Genomic DNA, 4,974 nt, shown 5'->3' with positions numbered 1-4,974 from the left:
AAGGTTAATCCATTCCCTCCGATAGATGAAACCAGCACCTCGCTTCGCCAAAGGCGTTGCCCGCTAGCATGTCCCGAATAGCATCTTCAGCTTCTTCAAGGGTCATCGCAACGATGACGCCTTTACCGGCAGCAAGACCGTCAGCCTTTACTACAATCGGCGCGCCTTTTCTCGCGAACGTAGGCAATAGCCGGGTCAATCTCGGTGAAGTTTTGATACTCAGCCGTAGGGATATTGTGGCGGAGCCAAAAAGTCTTTGGTAAACGCTTTTGAGCCCTCAAGCTGCGCCGCAGCTTGAGTAGGACCAAATATCATTAAACCCGCGTTAGTGAACGCATCTACCACACCTGCAACTAGCGGCGCTTCTGGGCCTACAATAGTAAGCGCAACATCGTTACCTTGAGCAAAAGAAACTAAGCCAGCGATGTCGTTAACATCAATAGCCACGTTCTCGAGCTTAGGCTCTGTAGCGGTACCCGCATTACCAGGTGCTACAAATACTGTTGAAACATCAGAAGACTGCGCTGCTTTAAACGCTAGCGCGTGCTCGCGGCCACCGCCGCCAATTACAAGTACGTTCATTAACTGTTCCGTTTTGAGTGTTTAATATTACGATTTTGGTTTGGTGAATTTTAGCGTCATGCGATTGCTCTCGCCAATCGCCATGTACTTCTCACTGATCTTGGTCGTCAAGCGCCAAGCGAGGGGGTAGCGTCCACACACCTTTCGGGTGGTCTGCAGTGTCCATTGGGTTTGCGTTTACATCGCTACTTGCTTCAAGTACAAAACCCGCTTTTTCAGCGGCAGCTACAACGTAAGAACGCTTCATGTAGCCACTTTTCTTCATTGCTTCATCATCTGCACTTTCAGGTAGTTCATGTTCCACTACGCCCAGTACGCCACCTGGTTTAAGTGCTTTGAAGAAAGCCCCAAACGCATTGTCGATACCTTCGTCACCGTGACGCATGTACCAGTTGTGTACGTTGCGAAAGGTTAGCACCATATCAGCGCTGCCCGCTTCGCTAATATCTAGCGCTTTCATAGGGTCGAATGCGGTAAGTTCTTCGCCCCTTCGTACTTCATGCCCGGCTTCATTTCTTCTTTGAAGCCTTCTACCGACTTTTTGTAGTAGCCGCTGGTTTCATCGTCAACATAGAAGTGGGCCGCAACGTATTTACCGTCTTCTTTTACAACAGAATAAAGAATGTCGGCATACCAGCCGCCACCTGGCGAGATTTCGACCACAGTCATGTCTGGCTGTAAGCCAAAAAAGCGTAGTGTTTGCTGAGGGTTGCGGTACTCGTCGCGCACTTTGGCTTTATCGGAGCGGATATCGCTCATCGCGGCGTCAGAAATAGCATCGGCGCTAGCATAGGTTGCTGTCACACCGAGCGTTGCGGCTAACGCAAGTTGGGCTAACTTTTTCATTCTTATTTCCTTTTTCTGTCGAGGGTAGGTAATTGTCTATGCGGACTAGTAAAACATAACATTTATTAGTAACACTATTACTACAAATTACCACGGGTCAGATCAAGCCTATCAGCTAACCCCCATTCGCACTTACGCCTTAGCAGAATAATTCGCAACTTTGTCGCTTCGATAAGGTTTCACTACAACCAAGCAAATCGACCTCGAGTTTGCGTATTAAAAAGGGTTAAGGAAAAATAACAAACACACAGTAAAGTAACAAAGTGCCACTTTACTGCGTGTTTAAGCTTAGGTGTTGGTTGCCCTCACTAAGCCTGCACTAAAAGATATGGTGTAGATACCTATTAGTGACGGAAGTGGCGCATACCTGTGAACACCATAGCAATGCCGTGTTCATCGGCGGCAGCAATCACTTCTTGGTCGCGCATAGAGCCGCCTGGTTGAATTACTGCCTTAATGCCAGCTTCAGCTGCAGCATCAATGCCGTCACGGAATGGGAAGAAAGCATCAGAAGCCATTACCGAGCCAGCCACTTCGCAGATTCTCATCGGCTGCTTTAATGCCAGCAATCTTCGCAGAGTAAACGCGGCTCATTTGGCCTGCGCCCACGCCAATGGTCATGCTGTCTTTGCAGTAAACAATCGCGTTAGACTTCACGTATTTTGCTACCTTCCAGCAGAACATAAGGTCGCGTAGTTGCATCTTCGCTTGGCTGACGCTTAGTCACAACTTCTAGGTCGTCCATTTCAACCATGCCGAAGTCGCGCTCTTGTACTAATAAACCGCCGTTTACGCGCTTAAAGTCATAACCTTCAGTTAGCTGACCAGCCCAATCGCCGCACGCTAGAAGGCGTACGTTCTTCTTCGCAGCTTACGACTGCTTTGGCTTCATCGCTTACGGTCGGCGCAATGATCACTTCCACAAATTGACGGTCAACAATGGCTTGCGCCGTTTTCGCTGTCAAGCTCTCGGTTAAACGCGATAATGCCACCAAATGCTGACGTTGGGTCAGTTTTAAATGCGCGGTCATAGGCGCTCTAGGATATCGTCGCCAATAGCAACACCGCACGGGTTAGCGTGCTTAACAATTACACATGCTGGCTCTTCGAACTCTTTCACGCACTCTAGTGCCGCATCGGTATCAGCAATGTTGTTAAACGACAGCTCTTTGCCTTGAAGCTGGGTAGCGGTAGCAACCGACGCTTCTTGAATGTTGTTTTCAACATAGAATGCTGCTTCTTGATGGCTGTTTTCACCATAGCGCAAGATCTTGCTTCTTAGTAAGCTGCATGTTGTAGGTGCGTGGGAATTCGCTGTGCTGGTGGTCACAGTCTGCTTCACAACCAGTGCTATCTAACACGGGCACCAAAGTAGTTCGCAATCATGCCGTCGTATTCAGCTGTGTGTTCAAACGCCTTAATGGCTAAATCAAAACGGGTGTTGTAAGTCAATGAGCCGCTGATTGTCGTCCATTTCAGCAAGTACGCGAGCGTAGTCAGACGCATTAACCACAATGGTCACATCTTTATGGTTTTTCGCAGCAGCACGCACCATGGTCGGTCCGCCGATATCGATATTTTCAATCGCATCTTCTAGCGTGCAATCTTCGTTTGCCACGGTTGCAGCGAACGGGATAAAGGTTAACTACCACAAGGTCGATAGGAGCAATGCTATGCTCTTCCATTACCGCTTCATCGGTACCGCGACGACCAAGGATACCGCCATGAATTTTAGGGTGAAGCGTTTTAACACGACCTGCCATGATTTCCGGGTGACCTGTGTGATCAGAGACTTCTTTCACAGGTAAGCCAGCATCAGCAAGTAGTTTCGCAGTACCGCCCGTCGACAGAAGTTCTACGCCAGCGTTATGCAGCGCTGTCGCGAAATTCGACGATACCGGTTTTATCAGAGACACTTAAGGAGAGCACGTTTAATAGGTTTTGGTGTTTGCATCAAATTTTAAGTTTTGCTAATGTTGTAGTGTTGAAACAAAAAGAGCACCGATTGGTGCTCTTTGGTGGGCAAAGCCCTTGGAATCTTAGTTCATGCCGTATTGCTTAAGCTTCTTGCGCAGTGTGCCACGGTTGATGCCCATCATGATGGCAGCGCGGGTTTGATTGCCGCGTGTGTAAGTCATGACTTCTTCTAGCAGCGGCGCTTCAACTTCAGCCAGTACCATTTCGTACAGGTTATCGATGTTTGCGTTATCCAATTGCTTAAGGTACTTATTAACCGCTTGCTTTACAGAGTCACGCAGTGGCTTTTGAGCTTGCGTTTGTGAAGGCGTAGTTACTGTAGTAGTAAAAGGTGAAGTCACGTTTTGATCGAACATAATACTGTGTTGCTCTTAAGTTAGTCATCACTATGCTGCGGGAGAAATCTGTCGTGCGTTTCTCGTGTCTGCAGCGCTTGAAAATAATGCATTTAGTGCATCGAGTTGCTCATTCGCGTCAACTCGATAGCGTTAAACGTTTTACGAAACTGTACGATCCGTATCGTGCTCCGCGAGATACCAGCCCACGTGCTTACGGGCGATTCTCACACCGGCTATGTCGCCGTAAAAGTCCGTGCACATTCGCTACGTGCTCGTGCAAGAGTTCATACTAACTCTGACAGCGAGCGGTGCTGGCAGGTTCTCGCCCGTTTCAAGATAATGTTGGATCTGCTTAAAAATCCAAGGTTTACCTTGCGCGCCGCGACCAATCATTACGCCATCTGCACCGGTGTAATTCAGCACCTCTCGTGCTTTCTCCGGAGAAGTAATATCACCATTTGCAATAACCGGAATTGACATCGCCTGCTTTAATTTGGCTGTAATGGTGTCGTATTCTGCTTCGCCCTTGTACATACAAGCTCGTGTTCTGCCGTGAACAGCTAAGCGACTGTATGCCATTTTGTTCTGCAATGCGGGCAATGTCCGCCCCATTGCGATTTTCCGGGTCCCACCCGGTACTGAATTTTCAGCGTCACTGGGTACGTCAACAGCATTTACCACTGCTTGAATAATCACTCTCCACTAAGCTCTGGATACTGCAAGCAACGCCGAACCTGCTAGCTTCTTATTGACCTTTTTTGCCGGACAACCCATGTTGATATCGATGATTTGCGCACCGTTCTCAACATTAAATTCGTGCTGCCTGAGCCATAAGCTCAGGGTCAGCCCCAGCAATCTGTACCGAGCGAATGCCCTTCTTCGCCCGCATGATCCATGCGACGCATGTGACTTTAGCTGTGTTCCAAACCTTCGGATTACTCGACAAGCATTTCTGAAACAACTAAGCCCTGCACCTATAGCGCTTACAAAGTTGGCTGAAACGGTCTGTCTGTTACGCCAGCCATGGGGGCCAACATTAAATTGTTTTCTAACTCGTAAGGTCCAATTCGCATTGTAAAATGTATAGCTCACCATCTAACAACTGCACAGAAAATATACACCCGGCTAAAACGGGGCGCTAAGTGTACGTGTTTTACGCAAGGCTTGAAAAGGCTAAAAATCACACAAAATTTCACTTCGTGGTCTAGGTGCTGGTTTCATCTATGGGAGT

1 protein-coding gene and 4 pseudogenes are annotated in these 4,974 nt (G+C 48.2%); all 5 read right to left on the bottom strand.

Features of this window, described 5'->3' with window-relative positions; all coding sequences use genetic code 11:
- Nucleotides 1-7 precede the first annotated feature (7 nt).
- Nucleotides 8-582 (bottom strand): annotated as a pseudogene (locus ACXAC4_RS27320) (phosphoribosylamine--glycine ligase); the annotation flags it as partial.
- 27 nt (nucleotides 583-609) lie between these two features.
- A pseudogene (locus tag ACXAC4_RS27315) lies at nucleotides 610-1,428 on the bottom strand (class I SAM-dependent methyltransferase).
- A 344-nt stretch (nucleotides 1,429-1,772) separates the two neighbouring features.
- A pseudogene (purH, locus tag ACXAC4_RS27310) lies at nucleotides 1,773-3,382 on the bottom strand (bifunctional phosphoribosylaminoimidazolecarboxamide formyltransferase/IMP cyclohydrolase).
- A gap of 85 nt (nucleotides 3,383-3,467) precedes the next feature.
- A complete protein-coding gene (fis, locus tag ACXAC4_RS27305; protein ID WP_012520109.1) occupies nucleotides 3,468-3,761 on the bottom strand; it encodes a DNA-binding transcriptional regulator Fis in 294 nt (97 codons plus the stop codon).
- A gap of 246 nt (nucleotides 3,762-4,007) precedes the next feature.
- A pseudogene (locus ACXAC4_RS27300) lies at nucleotides 4,008-4,517 on the bottom strand (tRNA-dihydrouridine synthase).
- Nucleotides 4,518-4,974 lie beyond the last annotated feature (457 nt).

It is taken from the genome of Pseudoalteromonas sp. AWM4_233 (genome assembly GCF_056158285.1).
Note: the sequence above shows the minus strand (reverse complement) of the source record. Positions and strands in the feature narration are given on the sequence as shown.